This is a genomic window from Maritimibacter fusiformis, assembly GCF_008086115.1.
Taxonomy (GTDB): domain Bacteria; phylum Pseudomonadota; class Alphaproteobacteria; order Rhodobacterales; family Rhodobacteraceae; genus Muriiphilus; species Muriiphilus fusiformis.
This window is the reverse complement of sequence record NZ_VSIY01000003.1, coordinates 55,410-76,331: the sequence shown is the minus strand read 5'-3', so window position 1 is coordinate 76,331 and position 20,922 is coordinate 55,410. Positions and strand designations below refer to the sequence as shown.

13 protein-coding genes and 2 pseudogenes are annotated in these 20,922 nt (G+C 67.7%); 11 read left to right on the top strand and 4 right to left on the bottom strand.

From position 1 onward, the window contains the following. Positions 1–61 precede the first annotated feature (61 nt). Positions 62–1,279 (bottom strand): annotated as a pseudogene (ccmI, locus tag FVF75_RS01075) (c-type cytochrome biogenesis protein CcmI); the annotation flags it as partial. Positions 1,280–1,494: 215 nt separating this feature from the next. On the opposite strand from ccmI, the gene FVF75_RS01070 reads away from it, so the two are divergent. From FVF75_RS01070 to rarD, 8 genes and pseudogenes are all read left to right on the top strand, one after another. After that, positions 1,495–2,742, top strand: coding sequence for a sarcosine oxidase subunit beta family protein (locus FVF75_RS01070; RefSeq protein WP_148375899.1), 1,248 nt, complete (start codon positions 1,495–1,497; stop codon positions 2,740–2,742). A 34-nt stretch (positions 2,743–2,776) separates the two neighbouring features. After that, complete coding sequence (locus FVF75_RS01065; protein WP_148375898.1) at positions 2,777–3,097, top strand: sarcosine oxidase subunit delta; 321 nt, start codon at positions 2,777–2,779, stop codon at positions 3,095–3,097. Positions 3,098–3,194: 97 nt separating this feature from the next. Beyond that, entirely contained in the window at positions 3,195–6,212 is a 3,018-nt protein-coding gene (locus FVF75_RS01060) for a sarcosine oxidase subunit alpha family protein (protein WP_148375897.1), read from the top strand. Then, on the top strand, positions 6,205–6,780 hold the full coding sequence (locus FVF75_RS01055) for a sarcosine oxidase subunit gamma (protein WP_148375896.1): 576 nt from the start codon (positions 6,205–6,207) through the stop codon (positions 6,778–6,780). Before FVF75_RS01060 ends, FVF75_RS01055 begins: the two co-directional genes overlap by 8 nt. A gap of 122 nt (positions 6,781–6,902) precedes the next feature. After that, entirely contained in the window at positions 6,903–7,502 is a 600-nt protein-coding gene (locus FVF75_RS01050; RefSeq protein WP_148375895.1) for a superoxide dismutase, read from the top strand. 179 nt (positions 7,503–7,681) lie between these two features. Further along, positions 7,682–8,923 (top strand): annotated as a pseudogene (locus FVF75_RS01045) (hypothetical protein); the annotation flags it as partial. Positions 8,924–9,165: 242 nt separating this feature from the next. Continuing rightward, positions 9,166–9,858, top strand: coding sequence for an autotransporter outer membrane beta-barrel domain-containing protein (locus FVF75_RS17690; protein ID WP_246137963.1), 693 nt, complete (start codon positions 9,166–9,168; stop codon positions 9,856–9,858). An 87-nt stretch (positions 9,859–9,945) separates the two neighbouring features. Then, a complete protein-coding gene (rarD, locus tag FVF75_RS01035; RefSeq protein WP_148375892.1) occupies positions 9,946–10,890 on the top strand; it encodes an EamA family transporter RarD in 945 nt (314 codons plus the stop codon). Here rarD and FVF75_RS01030 read toward each other — a convergent pair. Next, positions 10,827–11,384 (bottom strand): LOG family protein, encoded by a 558-nt coding sequence (locus FVF75_RS01030; RefSeq protein ID WP_148375891.1) that lies wholly within the window; start codon positions 11,382–11,384, stop codon positions 10,827–10,829. The two genes, rarD and FVF75_RS01030, sit on opposite strands and share 64 nt — an antisense overlap. 107 nt (positions 11,385–11,491) lie before the next feature. Between FVF75_RS01030 and FVF75_RS01025 the strand changes: the two genes are divergently transcribed. Together FVF75_RS01025 and FVF75_RS01020 are read left to right on the top strand one after the other, a co-directional pair. After that, on the top strand, positions 11,492–13,027 hold the full coding sequence (locus FVF75_RS01025; RefSeq protein WP_148375890.1) for a LysM peptidoglycan-binding domain-containing protein: 1,536 nt from the start codon (positions 11,492–11,494) through the stop codon (positions 13,025–13,027). Between the two features lie 68 nt (positions 13,028–13,095). Beyond that, the gene (locus FVF75_RS01020) at positions 13,096–14,940 is read left to right on the top strand and encodes an ABCB family ABC transporter ATP-binding protein/permease (RefSeq protein WP_148375889.1); all 1,845 of its coding nucleotides are present in this window, start codon (positions 13,096–13,098) and stop codon (positions 14,938–14,940) included. Between the two features lie 49 nt (positions 14,941–14,989). On the opposite strand, the gene FVF75_RS01015 is transcribed toward FVF75_RS01020, so the two are convergent. Beyond that, complete coding sequence (locus tag FVF75_RS01015; protein ID WP_148375888.1) at positions 14,990–18,817, bottom strand: efflux RND transporter permease subunit; 3,828 nt, start codon at positions 18,815–18,817, stop codon at positions 14,990–14,992. Next, entirely contained in the window at positions 18,814–20,055 is a 1,242-nt protein-coding gene (locus FVF75_RS01010) for an efflux RND transporter periplasmic adaptor subunit (RefSeq protein ID WP_148375887.1), read from the bottom strand. The genes FVF75_RS01015 and FVF75_RS01010 overlap by 4 nt, the downstream gene beginning before the upstream one ends. Positions 20,056–20,256: 201 nt before the next feature. Between FVF75_RS01010 and FVF75_RS01005 the strand changes: the two genes are divergently transcribed. Next, positions 20,257–20,901 carry a hypothetical protein gene (locus tag FVF75_RS01005; protein ID WP_148375886.1) on the top strand — a complete coding sequence of 215 codons (645 nt, stop codon included), beginning with the start codon at positions 20,257–20,259 and terminating at the stop codon, positions 20,899–20,901. The last annotated feature ends 21 nt before the right edge of the window (positions 20,902–20,922 follow it).

Here is a 20,922-nt window from a genome sequence, read left to right as displayed (position 1 = left end):
CCGCGGCCTCGATGTCATTGGCGGACGGGCGCTCAAGCGCCGGGGCCGGGGCCTCGCCGGTCAGCCCGGCTTCGGTGGCCGCCGCGGTGACCAACGCCAATTCTTCGGGCCGGTCCTGAAACACGGCCTGCGCCTCGGCAAAGATCGTCCTGGCCCGGTCCAGATCGCCCTGCACCCCAAGCGCGCGGATCAGCCTGGCCCAATCCTCGGCGCTGCCGCCCTCCGTCGCCAGCCGTTGCATCAGCCCGTCGACCATCGCGCCGATCATCGCGGCGCGTTCCTCGGGCGTCATGTCGGCGGCGGCCTCGATATCCTCGGCGCTGGGGCCAGCCGGGGCGTCCGGCAGGCGGTAGTCGACCCCGGCCAAGGCGGCCAGTTGCATGATCTGGCCCCGGATCGGCGCCACCCAGGGCGCCTCGGGGTCGGAGGTTTCGAGCAGGTCGCGCCACATCCGGAACGCCAGGTCCGGTCGGCCGGTCTGGGCAAAGAGCAGCCCGGAATAATAGCGCGCCACCGGGTTCTGCGGGTCGCGTTCCAGCGCCGCCGTGAGCGCCTGTTCGGCCTCGGGCGAGACATAGCCCTCGGCGGCCATGATCATCAGGTCGGCATATTGCGCGTAATCCTCGCCGGTGGCCTCGTCGCCCATCAGCGCGATCGCGCGGGCCTTGGCGGCATGCGCGGCGCGGTAGTTGGCGAGCGCGGTTTCATGCGTGACCAGAAGGCTTTGGCCCTGAAGGTCGTCCGGGCGGCTGGCCACGGCGGCGCGCAGCCTTTCGACCAGATCGACGTAATCCGCAGGCGCGTCGGGCGGCGGCCCGTCCCAGACCGGGGCTTCGGCTTCGGCCTCGGCCTGGCTCATCCGGTTGTCGCGGGCCTCGACGGCGGCGGCGATCCGGCCCTTGAGCGGCATGTCCCAATAGCCCGGCGCGCCAAGGTCGTAATAAAGCCAACCGCCGCCGCCCACGATCAGCGCGAAGGTGACCGCGATGGCGCCGTAGGTGGCGGCCCTGGGGGCGGCATCGGCGGTCGGGCCGGACTTGAGCTGGCGGTCGGCCTCGAGCAGCCGGCGCGAGATTTCCACCCGGGCGCGTTCGGCGTCGGCCGGGGCGATCACGCCGCGCGCGGCTTCGCGATCGAGCTCCTTGAGCTGGTCGCGGTAGACCTGCATGTCGTAGGCGGCGCTTTCGGCGGTGCCGGAGCCGCGCTTGGCGATCATGGCATAGCCGATCACCACGACGGCGACGAGGGCGGCGCCGAGCGCCAGTATCCAGAACCCCATGGTTTCTCCGTGGTTCGACTGTTCGATTGCCCCCCATCTATATCTTCGCGGCCCGGCTCGAAACCCCCATCCGGGCGCTCAGGCCCGTCCGGGGACCGGATGTGCGCCGATGTCGCAATTCCACCGCCGATCGCCGCTCAGCGGTTGGGCGAATCCCCCGGCCACGCTAGAAGGGGGCGGGCGCGGCCTTGGCGCCCCGTGTGAGGGAGTGCGCGATGCGTCGATATTCAGCTTTTGCCATCGCGCGCGAGGCGCTGCGCCACCACGCCGGATGGGGCCGGGCCTGGGCCTCGCCCGAGCCGAAAAAACGCTATGATGTCATTATCGTAGGCGCTGGCGGGCACGGGCTGGCGACGGCCTATTACCTCGGCAAGAACCACGGCATCACCAATGTCGCGGTGCTGGAAAAGGGCTGGCTGGGCGGCGGCAATACCGGGCGCAACACAACCATCATCCGCTCGAATTATTTGCAGGACCCGTCGGCGGCGATCTATGAGAAGGCGCGCTCGCTATATGAAACGCTGAGCCAGGATCTGAACATGAATGTGATGTTCAGCCCGCGCGGCGTGATCATGCTGGCGCAGACGCATCACGAGGTGCGCGGCTACCAGCGCACGGCGCATGCCAATGCGCTGCAGGGGGTGGCGACCGAGTTCATCGGGCCGGCGCGGGTCAAGGAGCTGGTGCCCATCATCAACCTCGACGGCCCGCGCTACCCGGTGCTGGGCGGGCTGTGGCAGGCACGCGGCGGCACCGCGCGCCACGATACCGTGGCCTGGGGCTATGCCAGGGCGTGTTCGGCGATGGGCATGGACATCATCCAGAACTGCGCCGTCACCGGGGTCGAGACCGAGTCCGGGCAGGTGAGGGCGGTGAACACCTCGAAAGGCCGGATCGAGTGCGGCAAGCTGGCGCTGGTGGTGGCCGGGCATTCCTCGGAACTGGCGGAAATGGCAGGGTTCCGCCTGCCGATCGAAAGCGTGGCGCTGCAGGCGCTGGTCTCGGAGCCGATCAAGCCCTGCATGGACGTGGTGGTGATGGCCAATACCGTGCACGGCTACATGAGCCAGTCCGACAAGGGCGAAATGGTGATCGGCGGCGGCACCGACGGGTTCAACAACTACACCCAGCGCGGCAGTTTCCATCATATCGAGGAAACCGTGCGCGCGCTGGTCGAGACCTTCCCGATGATCTCGCGCCTCAAGATGCTGCGGCAATGGGGCGGCATCGTCGACATGACCGGCGACCGCTCGCCGATCCTGTCGAAAACCCCGGTGGGCGGGGTCTATGTCAACTGCGGCTGGGGCACCGGCGGGTTCAAGTCGATCCCCGGCTCGGGCTGGGCGATGGCGGAACTGGTGGCGAAAGACGCGCCGGGGCCGCTGGCGGCACCCTTCGGGATGGAGAGGTTCCGCGAGGGGCGCTTCATCGACGAGAGCGTGGCCGCGGGGGTGGCGCATTGATGGCGTTTGGCAGACGGATGAGGAGCGTTGCGACATGCTGACCCTGGAGTGCCCCTATTGCGGCATCAAAGCCGACGAGACCGAGCTTGCCCCCGGTGGCGAGGCGCATCTGAAGCGCCAGGGGCCGGGTGCGTCGGACGAGGAATTCGAGGGCTACATGTTCGCCCGCGCCAACCCCAAGGGGGTTCATTTCGAGCGTTGGCGGCATGCGATGGGCTGCGGCAAGTGGTTCCTGGCGGCGCGCGATACGGTGACGCTGGAGGTCTACGGCACCTATCCGGCGCAGACCGCCGCGCCACCCAAGGCGCTGATGGAGAAGATCGAAAAACGGCAATCGGATCGCGGGGGGAAATGATGAGCGTGTTCGAATTGCTGACGCAATCCGACCGGGGCGAGGGGCGCTGCCCCTCGCGCTCCCCGAGGTATTTCGACCAGAAAGAAGAGGCAGGGCGATGAGTGCGCGGCTTGAGGGTTGGGGGCGGTTGATCGACCGGTCCGAGCCGCTGACCTACAGCTTCAACGGGCGTGACCTGCGCGGCTATCGCGGCGACACGCTGGCCTCGGCGCTGCTGGCGGCGGGGCAGGTGATGCAGGGGCGCAGTTTCAAGTATCACCGCCCGCGCGGGCCTGTGGCGGCGGGGGCCGAGGAGCCCAATGCGCTGGTCAACCTCGGGCAGGGCGCGCGGTTCGAGCCGGATCAGCGCGCGACCACGACGGAGCTGTTCGAGGGGCTGGTGGCGGAGAGCCAGAACCATTGGCCGTCGCTGGATTTCGATGTCGGGGTGGTCAACAACGCGCTGGCGCGGTTCCTGCCGGCGGGGTTCTACAACAAGACCTTCATGGCGCCGCGCGGGGCCTGGAAACATGTGTTCGAGCCGGCGATCCGGCAATCGGCCGGGCTGGGGCGCGCGCCGAAGGCGGCGGATGCGGATCGGTACGAGCATCTTTATGCGCATTACGACGTGGTGGTGGTCGGCGGCGGCGTGGCCGGGCTGACGGCTGCGCGGGCGGCGGCGACTTCGGGGCTGCGCGTTCTGGTGATGGAGCAGGCGCCGCATTGGGGCGGGCGCGCGCCGGTCGACGGCGGCGAGATCGACAGGCTTGACCCGGAGGGCTGGGTTCGGAACGTCGTGGAAGAGCTTGAAAAGGCAAAGAATGTCACGCTACGGCGACGGATGATGGCGGCGGGGGTGTATGATCACGGCTATCTCATCGGCTATGAACGGGTGGCTGACCATACGCCTCTGGACGGGCGCCCGAGGCACCGGCTCTGGCGCATCCGGGCGGGGCGGATCGTCACCGCGACCGGGGCGATCGAGCGGCCGCTGGCCTTTGCCGGCAACGATGTGCCGGGGGTGATGCTGGCCTCGGCGATGCGCGACTATCTGGTGAACTGGGGCGCCGCGGTGGGCCGCCGGGTGGTGGTGGTGACCAACAACGACGACGCCTATCGCACCGCGCTGGCGATGCATGAGGCCGGGCGCGAGGTGGCGGCGGTGCTGGATGCGCGGCCGCTGGTGACCGGCGCGCTCGCCACCCGGGTGCGCGAGGCGGGCATCCGCGTGCTGGAGGGCCGCGCGATTGCCAAGGTGCACGGGCGCAAGGGTGTGACCGGGGTGGCGGTGACGGCGCAGGCGGGCGCGGGCGGGGCGGTCGAAGAGATCGGGTGCGACGCCGTGGCGATGTCCGGCGGCTGGTCGCCGGTGGTGCATCTGTGGTCGCATTGCGGCGGCAAGCTGGTCTGGGACGAGGCCCAGGCGCTGTTTCGCCCCGATCCATCGCGCCCGCCTACGGGGGCGGATGGCGAAGGCTTCGTGGTGACTGCAGGTGCGGCCTCGGGCGCGCTGACGCTGGCCGGAGCGTTGGCCGATGGCCATGACGCGGGCAAGGCTGCGGCCAAGGCGATGGGCGGCAAGGTCACGCGCAAGGCGGCCCCCAAGGCCGAGCCAGAGGAGGCCCAGCCGATCCTGCCGGTCTGGATCATGCCGGCAGAGGCGGGGCCGGAACTGAAGGCCAAGATGTGGCTGGATTTCCAGAACGACGTGAAGGTGTCGGACGTGGAACTGGCGGCGCGCGAGGGTTATGAGAGCGTCGAGCACACCAAGCGCTACACCACGCTGGGGATGGCGACGGATCAGGGGAAGCTGTCCAATATCAATGGCTTGGCCGTGCTGTCTCAGGCGCTGGGGCAGGACATTCCGGCCACCGGCACGACCACCTTCCGCCCGCCCTATACGCCGATCTCGATGGCCTCGATCGCCGGCGAGGCGCGCGGTGAGTTGTTCCAGCCGCTCCGGCGCAGCCCGATCCACGACTGGCACGAGGCCAACGGTGCGCATTGGGAGCCGGTGGGGCATTGGCGCAGGCCCTACACCTATCCGCGCGGGGCGGAAACGCTGGCCGAGGCGGTGAACCGCGAGGTCAACAATACGCGGGCGAATGTCGGGCTGCTCGATGCCTCGACGCTGGGCAAGATCGTCGTGAAGGGGCCGGATGCCGGGCGCTTTCTCGACATGATGTATACCAACGTGATGTCGTCGCTGCCGGTTGGCAAATGCCGCTATGGCCTGATGTGTTCGGAGAACGGTTTTCTGATCGACGACGGCGTGGTGGCGCGGCTGGCCGAGGACACCTGGCTTTGTCATACCACCACCGGCGGGGCGGACCGTATCCATGGGCACATGGAGGATTGGCTGCAATGCGAGTGGTGGGACTGGAAGGTCTACACCGCCAACCTGACCGAGCAATTTGCCCAGATCGGGGTGGTCGGACCGAAGGCGCGCGCGGTGCTCGAGGCGCTGGGCGGCATGGACCTGTCGAAAGAGGCGTTGCCGTTCATGCACTGGGCCGAGGGTGAGCTTGCCGGCATCCCGGCGCGGGTGTTCCGCATCTCGTTCTCGGGCGAGTTGAGCTACGAGATCGCGGTTCCGGCGGGTCGGGGCCGGGAATTGTGGGATCGGCTGGTCGAGGCCGGTGAGGCGCATGGCGTGATGCCCTACGGCACCGAGGCGCTGCACGTGATGCGGGCCGAAAAGGGCTTCATCATGATCGGGGACGAGACCGATGGCACGGTGATCCCGCAGGATCTGGGGCTGAACTGGGCGATCTCCAAGAAGAAGGAGGATTTCCTCGGCAAGCGGGCGCAGGAGCGCCCCCACATGGCCGACCCGGAGCGCTGGAAGCTGATCGGGCTCGAGACGCTGGACGGTTCGGTCATTCCCGATGGCGCCTATATCGTGGCCGACGGGGTGAACGAGAACGGGCAGCGCAACACCCAAGGGCGCGTGACCTCGACCTATTTCTCGCCGACGCTGGGGCGCGGCATCGCCATGGCGCTGTTGCATCGCGGGCCGGAGCGGATGGGCGAGGAGGTCGAGATCCCGGTGCTGGGCGCGGGCAAGGCGCCGATCCGGGCGCGGGTGGTCGAGACCTGTTTTTTCGACAAACCGGGGGCGAAGCAGGATGTCTGAGGCGGTATCGGCGCTGGAGGGCGCAACATACGAGGGCTATTGCACGGTGTCGGACCGTGGCCCGGTGGGCATGGTGACGCTGCGCGGCGACCTGGGGTCGGAGGGCCTGGCCAAAGCCGTGAAGGCGGCGACCGGGCTGGCGTTGCCGGGGCAGGGTGCGATCGTGGGCAAGGGCGGCGTGTCGCTGGCCTGGATGTCGCCCGACGAGCTGATGCTGTTTTGCGCACATCAGGACGCGCCGGGGCTGGCGGCGGGTCTTGCCAAGGCGCTGGCGGACCAGCACGCGCTGGTGGCGGATGTCTCGGACGCCCGCGCGGTGCTGCGGCTCGAGGGCACGGCCGTGCGCGAGGTCATGGCCAAGCTGACCCCCGCCGACGTGGCGCCGGGCGCGTTCGGGCCGGGACAGATGCGGCGCACCCGCATCGCGCAGGTGGCGGCGGGGTTCTGGATGCCGGACGAGACCAGCTTTGACGTGATCGTGTTCCGCTCGGTCGCCCGCTATGCCTTCGATCTGATGGCGAATGCGGCCAGACCGGGCGGCGAGGTGGGGCTGTTCGCCCCCTCCTGAGCCGCCGTCGCGCCCGAAAAACCGCCCAAGCACAAGGTTTTGCACCCCGGCCCCTTGACCATGCCCCGGGGGACGGCCCATCTATTGTCCGAGAGAAACTGTCAGAACAGGAGGATTTCCCAATGAGCTTCAGCCTTCCCGACCTACCCTATGCCCATGACGCGCTGGCCGGTCTTGGCATGTCCAAGGAAACGCTCGAATACCACCACGACATTCACCACAAGGCCTATGTCGACAACGGCAACAAGCTGATCGAAGGCACCGAATGGGCCGACAAGAGCGTGGAGGAGATCGTCAAGGGCACCTATCAGGCCGGTGCCGTGGCGCAGAACGGCATCTTCAACAACGCCAGCCAGCATTGGAACCACACCCAGTTCTGGGAGATGATGAGCCCGAAAGAGACCGGGATGCCGGGCGAGCTGGAAAAGGCGCTGGTCGAGGCGTTCGGCTCGGTCGACAAGTTCAAGGATGATTTCGCCGCCGCCGGCGCGGGCCAGTTCGGCTCGGGCTGGGCCTGGCTGGTCAAGGACAAGGACGGCGCGCTCAAGGTCACCAAGACCGAGAACGGCGTGAACCCCCTGTGCTTCGGGCAGACCGCGCTTCTGGGGTGTGATGTGTGGGAGCATTCCTATTACATCGACTTCCGCAACAAGCGCCCGGCCTACCTGACCAACTTCCTCGACAAGCTGGTGAACTGGGAAAACGTCGCCTCGCGGATGTGACCGCTAACGAAACCCGACACAAAAGGCCGCCCTTCGAGGCGGCCTTTTTTTGGTGGCAAATCTGCCACATCGGACGCCGTAAGCCCTTTTGCCGCATCGAAAAGAATCCGGAAACGAGAACGGTTAGTGATGAAGCAGTCGCTTGGTGATTGTGGCTTTTGAAGGGGAAGGCCGGTCGGATGTCGGGATCGAAACAGCGGGAATTCATGGGTGGGCGTTTGGTCAAACGGGCAAAGGGGCCTGTCGGCCTCGTGTCGGTCGTGGCGGTGACCTCGGTGCTGGGCGCAAACGGCGCGCTGGCGCAGGCGGCGGGGGACTGCATCACGCCGCCCCCGGGCGGGCCGGCTGACACCGAGATCTGCAACCTCGGCACGTTGACGGGCGGCACCTATAGCCGTGCCAATGGCGTCAATGCCGATGGCAGTGTGGTGGTGGGCTATTCGGACACTCCGACGGGATCACGCGCCTTTCGATGGGTCGAGGGTGGCACGACGGGCGATGCCGAGATGGAGAACCTCGGCACTTTGACGGGCGGAGGATATTCTTTCGCCTATGGCGTCAATACCGACGGCAGCGTCGTCGTTGGCGAAGCGGGCTCAGCGTCCGGGACCCGAGCGTTTCGCTGGGTCGCGGGTGGAACCCAGATGGCGAATCTCGGCACGCTTGACGCTGGAAATTACAGCGTAGCTACTGGCGTCAATGCCGATGGCAGCGTCGTGGTCGGCAGTTCGACCTCATCGTTGGGCTCCCGTGCTTTTCGCTGGGTTGCAGGCGGCGTCTCGGGCGATTCAGGAAATTTGCAGATGGAGAACCTCGGCGCGCTGAACGGCGGCGCCTATAGCGATGCATTCGGTGTCAATGCCGATGGTAACGTCGTCGTAGGTAGTTCAGGCTCATCGTTGGGCACCCGTGCTTTTCGCTGGGTTGCAGGCGGAATCTCGGGCGATTCTGGAAATCTGCAGATGGAGAATCTCGGCACGCTGGACGGTGGATCATCCAGCGGTGCCCTTGACGTCAATGCCGATGGCAGCGTCGTGGTCGGGACTTCGGATTCGTCCCTGGGAGTCCGCGCCTTTCGCTGGGCAGAGGGTGGTTCGTCGGGCGATTCCGAAAATCCCCAGATGGAGAACCTCGGCACGCTGGACGGTGGGTTTTCCAGCGCTGCCCGCGGCGTCAATGCCGATGGCAGCGTCGTCGTCGGCTATTCAACCTCATCGCTGGGAGTCCGCGCCTTTCGCTGGGTCGAAGGTGGAACGGCGGGCGATGCCGGCAATCCCGAGATGGAGAACCTCGGCACGCTGACCGGGGGAACGTATAGCTATGCCCATGGCGTCAGCGCCGATGGCAGCATTGTCGTGGGCTTTTCGAACTCGACCGCCGGAGAGCGCGCCTTCATCTGGCGCGGCGCGATGCAGGATTTCGACAACCTGATCGCCTCGTTCCCGGTGCTGGCCAATGACAGCGCCGTGGCCGCCGCACAGCAGCAGCGCGCGCTGGGGCAGACGATGGGCCAGGGCTTTCTGGCCGGGGACGGTCAGATCGCGATGCGGCTGCATGGCGGGTTTGGACACACGGCGCAGAACCCCACCACGGTCGGCGAACGGTCGACGGCACTTGGGCGGTCAGTTTCGGCTACGGTCTCAGCGATGCCTTTACCCTGGGCATGTCCGCCAGCTTTGCCGGCACCAACCTTGCCAACAACGGCTTTGACATGCAGTCCGCCGCGGGCCTTGCCGCTTGGGGCCGCTACAGCGCCGGGGGCGCTGCCGGCACCGGCCTGCAGGCCAGTGCCGCGCTGGGCTGGAGCCGCGCCGAGGGCGAGATCACCCGCGGCCGGCTGCTGGCCGATGTCGACCTCGCCACCGGATCGGCAACGCTGCAAAGCTGGGGCCTGACCGCACAGGCGGGCTACGGCATGGAGTTCGCCGGCGTGCTGGTCACCCCCTTCGCCGCCATCGCGCACTACCAGACCACCCGCGCCGCCTATACCGAGGCCGGGGCGAGCTTCAACGCCACCTACGACGCGATGGACGTGTCGCGCACCGACCTGACGCTGGGCGTGACCGCCGAGATCGCCATCGGCGCGCAGGGCACCCTGTCGCTGGGCGCCGGGGTCGACTGGACGCTGGGCACGCCCGCCGCCGTGCTGACCGGCACCTCCGACATTCCCGGCATGACGACCTTCAGCGTCCCCGGCGACTTCGTGCCCAACCGCACCCGCGCCCATGCCAGCGTCGGTTACAGCCACGACTTCGGCAACGGCATCAGCCTCTCGGGCGATCTCAGGGTCGGACAGGCGGTCTATGGCACCAGCCCGGATGTGCGCGGCGGCGTCACCGTCGGCTTCACCTTCTGACACGTCGGGGACGCGGCCCGGATATCGGCTTGACCCTGCGTCCCGACTCTGGCCTCTGGGTGTGAGGCGAGCGGGGACGGGTGAGCGATGGGCGAGATCGGCAAGGGAATGGTCGCGATGGCAGCGGCCTGCACCATCTGGGGGCTGTCGCCGCTCTACTGGAACATGGTGTCGCATGTGCCGCCGCTCGAGGTGCTGGCGCACCGCACGCTGTGGTCGCTGGTGTTCTTCGGGATCGTGCTGGCGCTGAGGGGGCGGCTGCACGAGGTCTTTCGCCTGATCGTCCGAACCGGCGACGCGTGGAAGGTGCTGCTGGCGGCGCTGACGATCTCGGTCAACTGGTTTCTGTTCATCTATTCGGTGCAGATCGAACGGGTGGTCGAGGCATCGCTGGGCTACTACATCTTTCCGCTGGTGTCGGTGCTGTTCGGCATGGTTTTTTTCCGCGAACGCCTCGACCGGGTGCGCGGGCTGGCGGTCGGGCTGGCGGCGGTCGCGGTCGCGGTTCTGACGCTGGGGCTGGGGGTCGCGCCGTGGATCTCGCTGGGGCTGGCGCTCAGTTTCGGGTCATATGGCGCGATCAAGAAGGGGCTGGTGGCCGGGCCGGTGGTGTCGGTCACCGCCGAGGTCGCGGTGCTGGCGCCGCTGGCGATTGTCTGGCTGGCCGGGGTGCATGCCTACGGATGGCCCGGCGAGAGCGCAGCCGCGGTCGCGGCCTTCGGGCGCGACCTTCAGGACAGTCTCGTGCTGGCGGGCGCCGGGGTTGCGACGGGCCTGCCGCTGATCCTGTTCAGCTATGGCGCACGGCGCCTGCCGCTGGGCATGACGGGATTGTTGCAATACCTCAACCCGAGCCTGCAATTCCTTGTCGCGGCTGCGATTTTTGCCGAACCGATCACCCGCTGGCACTGGATCGCCTTTCCGCTGATCTGGATCGCGGTGGCGATGTTCTCGCTCGAGAGCCTGCGTCAGGACAGGGCGGCGCGCAGGCGGGCCATGAGCGCGTCGATGTCGGGCACCACGGTGATATAGTCGCGCAGCGTCGCCTCGGCAAAGCCTGCGCCGATCACGTGGTCGATCAGCCCGATCAGCGGATCCCAGTAGCCATTGGTGTTGAGCAGGACCACCGGCTTGTCATGCAGGCCAAGCTGGCGCCATGTCAGCACCTCGAAGAACTCATCGAGCGATCCGGCGCCGCCGGGCAGCACCACGATGGCGTGGGAGTTCATGAACATGACTTTCTTGCGCTCGTGCATGGTCTCGGTCACCACGAACCGGGCCAGGTCGCGCTTGCCCGCCTCGCGCTCCAGCAGGTGCACCGGGATCACCCCCAGCGTGTCGCCGCCCGCCGCGACCGCTGCGCGCGCGACCGCGCCCATCAGCCCGATATCGCCCGCGCCGTAGACCAGTTGCCAGCCCTCGGCGGCCAGTGCCGTGCCCAGCGTTTCGGCAGCGGTGGCATAGGCGGGGTCGGCGCCGAAACGGGCGCCGCAGAAGACGCAGACCGAGGATTGCGGGGCTGTCATGAACGGGCCTTTCCCTATAAGTGTTTTGACCGGTGATAAACAGCTTGATAGGCTGCCTCAAGCGTCTGCCGCAAAGAGTGGGCCGCGGGTAAACGGGACCGAGACAGATGGGCGGTAACTTGCAAGGTCGGGGCGGATGGCTCCTGGGCGCTTTGGCGATCGTGGTGATCGCGATCGCGGGCTATTTCATTCTCAGGGACCCGGCGCCCCAGCCGGAGCCGGAAACGCCCCCGGTCGCCACCCTTCCCGAGACACCGGCGGCACCCGAAACGCCAGAGGTCGCGGCGACGCCCGAAGCCGACTCCGCGCCGGATGACGTGGCCCCCGAGGCCGCCCCGCCCCTGATGCCCAGCTTCGACGTGGTGCGCATCAAGCCCGATGGCGGCGCGGTGGTGGCCGGGCGCACCGAGCCCTCGGTGCCGGTGGCGGTGATGATCGACGACCTGAAGACCGCCGAGACCAAGGCCGATGGCGAGGGCAATTTCGTGGCCCTGTTCGACCTGCCGCCCGCCGATGTGACCCGGGTGATGACACTTCAGGCGACCTTGCCGGACGGTTCGCTCCTGATGTCGGAAGAAAGCGTGATCGTCGAGGCGGTGGCGCCGGTCGAGGTGGCCCAGGCGCCCGAGGCCGAGCCTGCACCGGGATCGGGCGCGGCCCCCGAGGCCGTGGCCACGCCCGAAACTGACGCGGCGCCGGGCGCGACCCCGGATACTCCAGGTGAACCTGCGCCCGACACCGTCCCCGAGGCCGGCGCCGATGCCGTGGCCGGCGCGCCTGCCGATATGCCCGCCGATTCGCCCCGCGACACACCGTCCGACACCGCCCCTGACACCGCCCCCGATGCCGGTGGCGACGCGGTGGCCGAGGCGCCTGCGGATATGCCCGCCGACACACCGTCCGACACAGCCTCCGGCATCGCCGCCGATGCGCCCGATGTGGCCGCCGCGCCCGAGACCATCGAACCGGCGCCCGCGCCCGACACCGCGCCCGCGGACATGGCCGCGCTCGACCCCGCGCCGGATGCGGATGCGCCGGACGCGCCGGGTGACCCGGACAGCGCCGCGCCGGACGCGCCCCGCGTGCTTCTGGCCGGACCCGAGGGGATCACGGTGCTGCAGGACAGCGCGCCCGATGCGCTGGTGCTGTCGATCGATACGATCAGCTATGACGATGGCGGCGAAGTCGCGCTGGCCGGGCGCGGGGCCGCCTCTGACAAGTTGCGCATCTACCTCGACAACCTGCCGGTGCTGGGGGCCGAGGTCGGCCCGGACGGGCAGTGGCGCGCGCCGCTGCCCGAGGTGGCGCCGGGCGTCTATACCCTGCGTGTCGACGCCGTGGCCGCCGATGGCAGCGTGACCTCGCGGGTCGAGACACCGTTCAAGCGCGAAGACCCGGTGGTGCTCGAAGCCGCCCAGGCCGAGGCCGAGGCGGCGACCGGCACGGGCCGGCGCATCGCGTCGATCACCGTGCAGAAGGATGACACGCTCTGGGCCATTGCCCGCGACCGCTATGGCGAGGGGATGCTCTACGTCAAGGTGTTCGAGGCCAACCGGAACCAGATCCGCGACCCGCACTGGATCTATCCCGGCCAGGTCTTCACCCTTCCCGACGACGACACCGCGCCCGCCGGCACCAAGTAGCGCGCGCCTCTGGTCTTTTCGCGCCGCGCCCCTTACCTAGTGGTCTTTCAGCAACCGGGATGGCGCGAATGCGGGGCGGACGACCGACAATTACCGATGCGAACATCAAGGGCGCCGGCAAGGGGCAGGGCTGGCGCACCATTCGGCGTGCCGCGCCCTACCTGTGGCCCGAGGGCAAGCCGGGCATCAAGGCGCGGGTCGTCATCTCGATGGCGTTTCTGCTGCTGGCCAAGCTGATCTCGGTCGGAACCCCGATGCTCTACAAGGCGGCGGTCGATCTTCTGACCGGCGATGGCGGCACTTCGGCGGCCTGGATGCTGGCCCTGGGCGCGATCGGGCTGACGGTGGCCTACGGCGTGGCGCGGTTCCTGGCGGTGGGGTTCCAACAGCTGCGCGACGCGGTGTTCGCGCGTGTGGCGCAGCGCGCGCTCCGGGCGCTGGCGCTCGAGACGTTTCAGCACATCCACGCCCTCAGCCTGCGCTATCACATCACCCGCAAGACCGGCGGCCTCAGCCGGATCATGGAGCGCGGTGTCAAGGGCGTCGAGTTCCTGTTGCGCTTTTTGCTGTTCTCGATCGGTCCGCTGATCATCGAACTGGCGATGGTCGCGGCGGTGTTCTTCGTGCTGTTCGATGTCTGGTATCTGGCGGTGGTGGTGGCGACGGTGGCGATCTACGTCGCCTTCACCTTCAAGGTCACCGAATGGCGGGTGAAGATCCGCAAGCAGATGAACGACCAGGACACCGATGCCAACCAGAAGGCGATCGACAGCCTGTTGAACTTCGAGACCGTGAAGTATTTCAGCGCGGAAAAGCGCGAGGCGGGGCGCTATGACGCCGCGATGGCGGGGTATGAGACCGCGGCCGTCAAGACCTCGCAATCGCTGGCGTTCCTCAACGCCGGCCAGAGCTTCGTGATCACCACCGGGCTGGTGCTGGTGATGGTCATGGCCGGCCTCGGGGTCGAGAGCGGCGCGCTGACGGTGGGCGATTTCGTGATGGTCAACGCCTACATGATCCAGATCACCATGCCGCTCAATTTCCTCGGTTCGGTCTATCGCGAGATCCGTCAGGCGCTGGTCGACATGGGCGAGATGTTCGACCTGCTCGAACAGCCCGCCGAAGTGAAGGACAAGCCCGGCGCACCCGATCTCAAGGTCAGCGGCGGCGCGGTGCGGCTGGAGGGGGTGTCGTTCGGCTATGACCCGGCGCGCCCGATCCTGCACGGCATCGATGTCGACGTGCCCGCCGGCCAGACGGTGGCCATCGTCGGCCCGTCCGGCTCGGGCAAGTCGACCATCGGGCGGCTGCTGTTTCGCTTTTACGATGTATCGGACGGGGCGCTGACCATCGACGGGCAGGACGTGCGCGACGTGACGCAGGAAAGCCTGCACAGGTCCATCGGCGTGGTGCCGCAGGATACGGTGCTGTTCAACGACACCATCCGCTACAACATCGCCTATGGCCGTGAGGGCGCGAGCTTTTCCGAGATCGAGGCGGCGGCGAAGGCCGCGCGCATCCATGATTTCGTGGTCAGCCTACCCGAAGGCTATGACACCCAGGTGGGCGAGCGCGGGCTGAAGCTGTCGGGCGGCGAGAAACAGCGCGTGGGGATCGCGCGCACGCTGCTCAAGAACCCGCCGATCCTGCTGCTGGACGAGGCGACCTCGGCGCTCGACACCGAGACCGAGCGCGACATCCAGGAAAGCCTCAAGGCGATGGGCAAGGGCCGCACCGTCATCACCATCGCGCACCGGCTGTCGACGGTGGCCGATGCCGACCGGATCGTGGTGCTGGAGGACGGTGTGGTGACCGAAGAAGGGCGCCACGATGACCTGTTGGCGCGCGGCGGCAAATACGCCGCGATGTGGGCGCGCCAGGCCGCCGAAGAGGACAGCGAGGAAGCGGCGTAGCCGCTCTTGCCGCCGGGGCGCGGGCGCGCGGTTTCGTGCGCCGCCCGCGCTACTCCGCCGCTTTCAGCGGGTTGCCGTCCTTGTCATAGCCGTCTTCCGGGCGCACCGCCTCGTCCTCTTCCGGGCTGCGGCCGCTTTCGGGCAGAATGGTGGTGTCGTGGACCCGGCCGGTTTCTTCCAGCACCATGCCGATATCTTCTGGCGCGGGGGCTTCGTCGCCTTCGTCGGCCTCGGTCTGGTCGTCGAAATCCCACACCAGCTCGTCGATGCGGGTGCGCCGCGCGGTGCGGCCAAGGGCGATGTCGCGCGCCGCCCGGCTTTGCCGCCCAAGCGCCAGCGCCTTAAGTCCGGCCACCGACTTGTAGGCGCCGACCCCCAGCCAGACGCGCAGCGCCAGCATCGAGGGCGTGAACACCAGCGTCAGAACCGTGGCGATGCCCAGCCCGAACACCACGGCGGTGGCAAGCTGTTTCCAGAAGGTCGCCGCCGGCGCGTCGATGGAATAGCCGCCATTGATGAAATCGAGGCTGAGGCCGAACATCAGAGGCGCCAGACCGGCCATCGTGGTGATTGTGGTCAGCAGCACCGGGCGGATGCGGGCCTCGGCGGTGCGGGTGATCGCCTCGACCCGAGGCATGTAGCGGGAATATTCCTGGTAGGTGTCGATCAGCACGATGTTGTTGTTCACCACGATTCCGGCCAGCGCCACGATGCCGGTGCCGGTCATGATGATCGAGAACGGCTGTTGCATCACCATCATCCCGACCAGCACGCCCGCGGTCGACAGGACCACGGCCAGCAGCACCAGCACCGAGTTGTAGAAGCTGTTGAACTGCGCCAGCAGGATGATGAACATCAGAAACAGCGCCCCGGTAAAGGCGGTGATCAGGAAGCTCTGGCTTTCGGCCTGGTCGACGGTGTCGCCGGTCCATTCCCACTCGATCCCGGTCGGCAGGGGATCGGACTTGAGCCAGTCGGTGATCAGCGCGATCCGTTCGGTCGGGGTGATCACGGTCTTGGAATAGGCGCCGGGATCGGCGGCCTCGGCGATGATCCGGTCGGCCTCGGCGGTGCGCATCACCCGGCCCGCGTCGTCGGCGCCTTCGCGCAGCAGCACGAGGTCTTCGGCCACGCCCGCCTTGATGTCGAAATAGCGCCGCTGGTCGGTCCGGTCGATCTGGGCAAGCGTCGGCACAGGCTCTCGCGTGACGAAGTTGGACAGGGGCACAAGGCCCTGCGGCGTGCGCAGCTTGAGGCTGTCCAGCGTCGACAGCACCCGGTCCTGTTTCGGCAGGCGCACGCGGATCTCGATCTCTTCGTCGGAACTGTCCACCCGCATGGTGTCGAGCAGCAGGCCGGTGGTGATCAGTTGCACCATGCCGCCCACGGTGGCGACATCGGTGCCGTAACGCCCGGCGGCCTCGACATCGACATCGAGTTTCCAGTCGATGCCGGGCAGGGGGCGGCTGTCTTCCAACGCGATCAGGCCCGGGATGCTTTCGAGCTTTTCGCGCGTCTGTTCGGTCGCATCCAGGAGCGTCTGCCAGTCGTCGCCCTTGAGCCTGAGCGACACCGCCTTGGCCGAGGCCGGACCACCGGCGATAGCCACCACGTCGGTGCGGATGCCCGGAACATGGGCCAGCCGTGCCTCAAGCTCGTCGACCACGACATTGCCGTCATAGGCGGGGTCGGGGATGCGGCGTTCATAGGGAATGAAGCCCAGGAACCACGCATCTTCGGTGGTGTAGGGGCGATCCTCCCAGGTCTCCATCTCGATCTGGATCTGGCCGATCTGGTCGCGCGGGCCCGAGGCGCCGCCGGTGTTCTGGTTGATGCCGCCTTCGCCTGCGAAGGAAAACACGTTCTTGACGCCCGGCGTGGTGCGCACCAGTTCCTCGACCGTAAGGACCATGTCGTCCTTTTCCTCGATCGACAGGTTGCCGCGCGCCTGCACGTAGAGGATGGCGCGTTCCGGCTCGGTATCGGCGAAGAAGGTGACGCCAAGGTTGTTCTTGCCGTAGAGCACGAAGGTGCCCGCGACCAGGCCCAGCACCACGACGATGGACACCAGCGGCATCACCGGGTTGCCGGCGATGGCGTGGATCACCCAGCCGAAGGGCGAGCGGCGGTAGCCCGACTTGATCGCCTTGGGCTTGCGTTTGATCTTGGCCGCGTCCATCGCGATGGTGGTCAGGACCGCCGCCACCAAGAACAGCACGATCCCCGGCAGGATCGCGACGATGCCGCTGAGCGGGCTTTCGCCCCCGAACAGGTAGCCCGGGTTGATCACCTGCATCGCCGCCACGAACAGAAGTGCTGCCGGCGGCAGCACCAGCAGCGCGCGCACCACCCACGGCAGCACCCGCAAGACCCGGCTGGCCCGGTCGAGCGACCGGCTCAGCCGCCCGGACACGCCGCCGACCACCGGCAGGTAGATCAGCGCGACCAGCAACGATGAGGTCAGCACATAGATCAGCGTGAGCGGCAGCATCGCCATGAACTCGCCCGGCACCCCGGGCCAGAACAGCATCGGCAGGAAGGCGCACAGCGTGGTCGCGGTGGAACTGACGATGGGCCAGAACATCCGTTTGGCGGCCTCGGTATAGGCGGCCATCGGGCCGACGCCCTCGGAAATGCGCTTGTCGGCGTATTCCACCACCACGATGGCGCCGTCGACCAGCATCCCGACCGCCAGCATCAGCGCGAACATGACGATGTTGTTGACGGTGAAGCCAAGCACGCCAAACAGCGCGAAGGTCAGCAGGAACGAGGACGGAATGGCAAAGCCGACCAGCAGCGCCGAGCGCATCCCCAGCGTCGCCAGCATCACCACCATGACCAGCGCGATGGCGGTGATCACCGAGCCTTCGAGCTGCGAGACCATGCTTTTGACCACCTGGCCCTGGTCGTTGGAAAAGCCCATCGTCACCGCGTCCTGCAACGCCTCGGGCCAGTCGGCCTTGGCGGCAAGGGCCGCGGTGCGCACCTGCTCGACCGTGTCGATCAGGTTGAAGCCCTTGCGCTTGACCACCTGCAGCGCGACGGTGGTTTCGCCGTTGAAACGGGCGGTGCCGGCGCGGTCCTCGAAGGTCAGGCGGATGTCGGCCAGATCGCCCAGCGTCACCACCGAATCGCCGCTGACCTTCACCGGCAGGGCGTAGATGTCGGAGATTTCCGAGAAGCTCGACGGAATCTTGACCGAGTTTGCGCCGGTCTCCGTTGTGATCTGCCCGGCGGCGATCAACTGGTTGTTGTTGCGCACCACGTTGAGCAGTTCGGCGGCGGTGACGTTGTAGCTTTCGAGTTTCAGCGGGTCGATCACCACTTCCAGCATCTCGTCGCGGTAGCCGGCCAGTTGCGCCTCTAGCACCGCATCGACCGATTCCAGCCGGTCCTGAAGGCTGCGCGCCAGCCGGACAAGGCTGCGTTCGGGCACCTCGCCGGTCAGGTTGATGACGAGGATCGGGAACTCGGTGAAATTGATCTCGTTGACCGAATACTTGTCGGCGCCTTCGGGAAACTTCGCCTCGGCCGAGTTCATCGCGTCGCGCACGTCTGCGATGGCCTTGGAGCGGTCCCAGCCGAAATCGAACTCCAGCGCCACGCCCGCGTAGTTTTCCGCCGCCGTGGCGGTCATGGATTTCAGCCCGTCGACATCGGCCAGCTCGGTCTCCATCGGGCGCACCAGCAGGCTCTCGCTGTCCTCGGCGGAAATGCCCTGGAACGGCACCGAGACGAACAGCGCCGGAATCTCGATATCCGGGTCGCCCTCCTTGGGCAGGCCGAAATAGGCCGCCGTCCCCGCCAGCAGGGTGACCGCGATGAAGGCGATCACCATCCGCGCCCGTGACGCGGCCAGATCGACGATATGGGTCATGAGCCGGTCTCGCGCAGGGTGACATCGAGCGCGACGCCGTCCTTGACGTAATCCTGCCCGACCACGATCACCCGGGCGGTGTCGGGCAGGCCCGCGACCCAGACGCCTTCCAGCGTGTCGCGCAGCATTTCGACCGGGGCGAAGCGGGCGATGTTGCCGTCGCCGACGACGCGCACCCCAAGCGCGCCGGTGTCATTGAGCGTCAGCGCCGATTGCGGCAACAGATGCGCCATGCGGCCCGAGGACTGCACCAGGATCTCGGCGGTCTGGCCGTCGCGGATCGTGAGGTCGGCGTTGGCCACCTCGGCCTCGACCCGAAAGGTGCGCGTGGTCGGATCGGCGGAACGCGACAGGAAGGTTACCTGCCCGACCACCTCGCGCCCCGAGGCCAGCCGCGCGCCTGCGGGCGCCCCGATGGTGACCCGGTCGACATCGACCTCGGCCACGAAGCCCACGAGCCGGATCGGATCGAGGTTCAGGATCGTGGCGCAGGGCGAGCCGGGTTGCAGCAGGCTGCCCAGTTCGGCGGTGTCGGTTTCCAGCACGCCGGCAAAGGGCGCGCTGATGCGGGTGCGCTCGATCTCGCGCCTGGCGGCGGCGACGCCTGCGGTGGCGCTTTCGATCGCGGCCTCGGCCGAGGACGCGCCGGATTGCGCCTGCGTCAGCGCCGCGCGCGCAGCCTCCATCGCGGAATTCGCCGCCGCCACCCGGGTCGAGGCGGCAAAGCCCTCGGTGGCCAGCTTTTCGGCGGCGTTGAGGTTGATGGCGGCCTCGTCAAGCCGCGCCTGGGCCTCGGCGACGCGGGCGGCGGCAGTGGGGGCGTTGGCACGGGCCTCGGCCAGTCGCGCCTCGGCCTCGGCCAGCGCGGCCTCGCGGGTGCCCATCTCGATCTCGCACATCAGGTCGCCGGCTTCGACCAGCGTTCCCTTGGGGATCGGTGCCGACACCACCTTGCCAGAGGTTTCGGCCCGCAACTCGACCTCGCGCGAAGCCTGGGTGCGGCCACGCAGGATCACCGCGCTGTCGATCTCGCGCGCCTCCGAGTCGATGGCGATGACGGCAACGCCGGCGGGGGTGTCGGTCGTGCCGGTCTCGGGGGCAGGGGCGGGCGTCGTGCCGTCTGCCGCAGGTTCTGCCGCCTCGATCCCGGCAAAGCGCAGGACCGCCTCGCGCTCGAACACGAACAGGAACAACCCGACGACCACCACAATCGCGGTCAGGATCGGAATAATGCGCATGGGCCCCCCGGGGGTTTTCGGCACTTTCTCGGCCGCACGGAACAATGTGCTGCTCAGATAAGACGATTGCGCTTTCGGCTCAACCGCTTCTGACGCGTTATAGGCAGATGTTGCGGCTTTGGATCACTTTTACCGCAACCCTTGGCAAGCGCGCGGGCTTCGCGTTAAAGAGAGGCGACACGAAACCCGGAGACCGACCCCGTGAGCAGCACCGACTCCTTCATCGACGAAGTGACCGAAGAGGTCCGCCGCGACAAGCTCTATGGCTACCTGCGCAAATACGGCTGGATCGGGGTGCTGGCGGTGGTGCTGATCGTCGGCGGCGCGGCGGTCAACGAATGGCTCAAGGCGCGCGAGCGGGCCAAGGCGCAGGCCGCAGGCGACGCGATCCTGGCCGCGGTGGCGGCAGAAAGCCCGGCGGCGCGCATTGCCGCGCTCGATGCGATCGGGGCCACCGGCGACCGGGCCGCGCTGATCGACCTGATCGTCGCCGCCGAGGCCGACGACACCGGACTTGCCGCCGAGCGGCTGCAGGCGATCGCCGCCGATGCGACCCTGCCGGCACTCTACCGCGACCTGGCCACGCTGAAACGCGCCATGCTGCCGGGCAGCCCGGTGCCGGCGGATGAGCGCAAGGCCGACCTGGCGCCGTTGACCGCGGCCGGGGCGCCGTTCCGGGCATTGGCCGAGGAACAGATCGCGCTGGCCGAGATCGAATTGGGCGAAACCGACGCGGCCTTGGCCCGTCTCGGGGCGCTTTTTGCCGATCAGGACGCATCTGGGGCCTTGCGCGAAAGGGCTTCACAGTTGATTGTGGCACTGGGCGGCGACCCGGACGGGGCCTGATGGCCCAATGCCGCGGCGAGA

Bases quoted from the DNA above. Each gene is read 5' to 3' on its own strand.
- FVF75_RS01070 (WP_148375899.1), top strand. From the start codon at position 1,495: ATGCGTCGATATTCAGCTTTTGCCATCGCGCGCGAGGCGCTGCGCCAC.
- FVF75_RS01065 (WP_148375898.1), top strand. From the start codon at position 2,777: ATGCTGACCCTGGAGTGCCCCTATTGCGGCATCAAAGCCGACGAGACC.
- FVF75_RS01060 (WP_148375897.1), top strand. From the start codon at position 3,195: ATGAGTGCGCGGCTTGAGGGTTGGGGGCGGTTGATCGACCGGTCCGAG.
- FVF75_RS01055 (WP_148375896.1), top strand. From the start codon at position 6,205: ATGTCTGAGGCGGTATCGGCGCTGGAGGGCGCAACATACGAGGGCTAT.
- FVF75_RS01050 (WP_148375895.1), top strand. From the start codon at position 6,903: ATGAGCTTCAGCCTTCCCGACCTACCCTATGCCCATGACGCGCTGGCC.
- FVF75_RS17690 (WP_246137963.1), top strand. From the start codon at position 9,166: ATGTCCGCCAGCTTTGCCGGCACCAACCTTGCCAACAACGGCTTTGAC.
- rarD (WP_148375892.1), top strand. From the start codon at position 9,946: ATGGGCGAGATCGGCAAGGGAATGGTCGCGATGGCAGCGGCCTGCACC.
- FVF75_RS01030 (WP_148375891.1), bottom strand. From the start codon at position 11,384: ATGACAGCCCCGCAATCCTCGGTCTGCGTCTTCTGCGGCGCCCGTTTC.
- FVF75_RS01025 (WP_148375890.1), top strand. From the start codon at position 11,492: ATGGGCGGTAACTTGCAAGGTCGGGGCGGATGGCTCCTGGGCGCTTTG.
- FVF75_RS01020 (WP_148375889.1), top strand. From the start codon at position 13,096: ATGCGGGGCGGACGACCGACAATTACCGATGCGAACATCAAGGGCGCC.
- FVF75_RS01015 (WP_148375888.1), bottom strand. From the start codon at position 18,817: ATGACCCATATCGTCGATCTGGCCGCGTCACGGGCGCGGATGGTGATC.
- FVF75_RS01010 (WP_148375887.1), bottom strand. From the start codon at position 20,055: ATGCGCATTATTCCGATCCTGACCGCGATTGTGGTGGTCGTCGGGTTG.